General features: G+C 41.8%; 2 protein-coding genes and 1 pseudogene. All 3 read left to right on the forward strand.

The features are described from left to right. Nucleotides 1-34 precede the first annotated feature (34 nt). Nucleotides 35-1,087, forward strand: coding sequence for an mRNA surveillance protein pelota (locus MNV_RS10295; RefSeq protein WP_257000024.1), 1,053 nt, complete (start codon nt 35-37; stop codon nt 1,085-1,087). Next, a complete protein-coding gene (locus MNV_RS10300; protein WP_096205797.1) occupies nt 1,084-1,743 on the forward strand; it encodes a DUF434 domain-containing protein in 660 nt (219 codons plus the stop codon). The genes MNV_RS10295 and MNV_RS10300 overlap by 4 nt, the downstream gene beginning before the upstream one ends. A 4-nt stretch (nt 1,744-1,747) precedes the next feature. After that, nucleotides 1,748-2,314 (forward strand): annotated as a pseudogene (locus MNV_RS10305) (tetrahydromethanopterin:alpha-L-glutamate ligase); the annotation flags it as partial.

A 2,314-nucleotide genomic window follows, 5' to 3' on the forward strand; every position in this document is an offset into this window, starting at 1 on the left:
CGTTATTTTTTATATTGGCCGGAAACTATGGTGATTGGATGAAACTGTTAAAAAAAAGACCTGCGGGGGAAATGATGGTGAGATCTCGCTCATGGTGGAATCATTAGATGACATGTGGCATTTAAAATACATACTTGAGCCCCAGGACATTGTTTTTGCAGTTACGAAAAGACGTATTGAGGGAGCTACGGATAAACTGAGACCTGAAAAAGCTGATAAGAAAACGATGCGGCTCGGGATATGTGTCGAGAAAGTGGAATTCCATAAGTTCGCAAACCGCCTGCGTGTTCATGGCACTATAGTTGATGGAATTGATACCGGCGCATACCACACTATAAACATCGAAGAGGGAACTGATATATCCATAATCAAAACGTGGAAAAGCGACCAGCTCGAAAGAATAAAAGAAGCGCAAATCGCATCCATGCGCCCAAAAGTGATTATCGCAACAATAGAAGAAGGAGAGGCATCCATAGGAATGGTAAGACAGTTCGGCGTTGAAGAATCATCATCGCTTCGGCAATCACTTGGAAAAGGCGAGGGCAATACACGTAATGAATTCTTCGGGGAACTGGCTTCGCAGTTAAAATGGGCGGCAGAGAAAGTAGATGCTGTCATACTTGCAGGACCGGGATTTACAAAAGAGGATTTTCTTGAGTTCATAAGAACAAGGGAACCTGAACTCGCAAAAAAAGCGGTTCTTGAAGATACAACTTCAATCGGTATATCCGGATTCCAGGAGGTGCTTCGAAGGGGCGCAGTTGACAGGATAATGGAAGAATCAAGGATCGGAAGGGAAGCAAAACTTATTGAAGAATTGATGAAAGAGATATCCATAAACGGGAAAGTATCCTATGGAATGGCAGATGTCAGGAACGCACAGAACCTTGGAGCCATCCATACTCTTTTGATTACTGATGAATTGCTTCGTACAGAACGTGAAGGCAAATCAATCGATGAATTCTTAAAAGAAGTTGAGCATTCACAGGGAAGAATTGTAGTATTTAGCACAGAGTTTGAGCCCGGAAAGAAGCTTGAAGCACTGGGAGGTATAGCCGCACTTTTGCGGTTCAGGGTGAACCCATGAGTATTGAGGATGCAGCTATTGACATTAGATATCTTCTTAACAGGGGATTTCCCCAAAAAAGCGCTGTGGGATTTGTATGCGATCACTACAGGATGGATTCTGATTCAAGGCATATTCTTTCAAGGGCAGTTATCGCAAGGTCGATTTGTGAAAAAAGGCGCCTGAAATTCCTGCCATGTGATAAAATACGGGGAAATAAGGTCATAATTGACGGGTATAATATCATTATCGGAATGGAAAGTATCCTTGAGAAAAAAGCAATTCTTTGCGATGATGGGGTTATCAGGGACATAAAGGGCGTATCCAGGAATTTCAGTACTTCCGGGAATACACATCATGCCATCGAATTGATATTATCATTCTTAAAAGAGAAAGGCCCTTCACAAGTATGTTTTCTTTTTGATTCACAAATCAGTAAAAGTGGTTTACTGGCAGGATTGCTTCGGGAAAAGATAGATCAGGCAGGTTTAATTGGCGATGCTGGTACTTCAAGACATGCGGATCATGATTTAAAGTGCTCTCATGATATTGTAGCATCAAGTGATGGCGTGATAATAGATAACGCTGAAAGAACAATTAATTTTCTTTTTTGTATGATATGCGAAATCCCGCGTCTTGAAGCCGGTATTTCAAGAATAAACGAATTTACAGGATAATAAAATGAAAAGGATAGGTATTTCAGTAACAGACCCGGCAGATTGGACTGGAATTGCACTCTATAATTCCGTTATGCAATGCGGAATGGAAGCCCTGACTTTTAGCTTCAGTGAAGCGACTTCGAACATCTCATCAGGTAAGTTATACTCAAGGGGGATCGATCTTACAACTCTTGATGCTATTATTGTAAGAGACCTTGGACCTTCAACAAGAAATGATGTTTCTTTCAGGTTCGATATCCTCTGCCAGCTGGAAGACCTTGGTATAGCGGTCATCAATTCGCCGGATTCAATTGCAAGGTCTGCCAATAAATATGTTTCAAGTTATATGTTCCGAAATAATGGGATCAATACACCCGTTACCCTGGTGACAAATTCCCGGGAGGAAGCGCTTGACGCATTGGCATCTTTTGGGCGCGCTGTGGTGAAGCCTGTGTTCGGATATAAAGGAATTGGCGTAGAATGCGTAAAAAACAATGAAATGGGAAGGCAGAAACTCAAAGTACTGCTTGAAAAAAACGGCCTTGTGTATAATAACAGGAATTATTCCCAATCCAAGGAAGGGATCGAT

This window comes from Candidatus Methanoperedens nitratireducens (assembly GCF_900196725.1).
In the GTDB taxonomy this organism is placed as follows: domain Archaea; phylum Halobacteriota; class Methanosarcinia; order Methanosarcinales; family Methanoperedenaceae; genus Methanoperedens; species Methanoperedens nitroreducens_A.

Bases quoted from the DNA above. Each gene is read 5' to 3' on its own strand.
- MNV_RS10300 (WP_096205797.1), top strand. From the start codon at position 1,084: ATGAGTATTGAGGATGCAGCTATTGACATTAGATATCTTCTTAACAGG.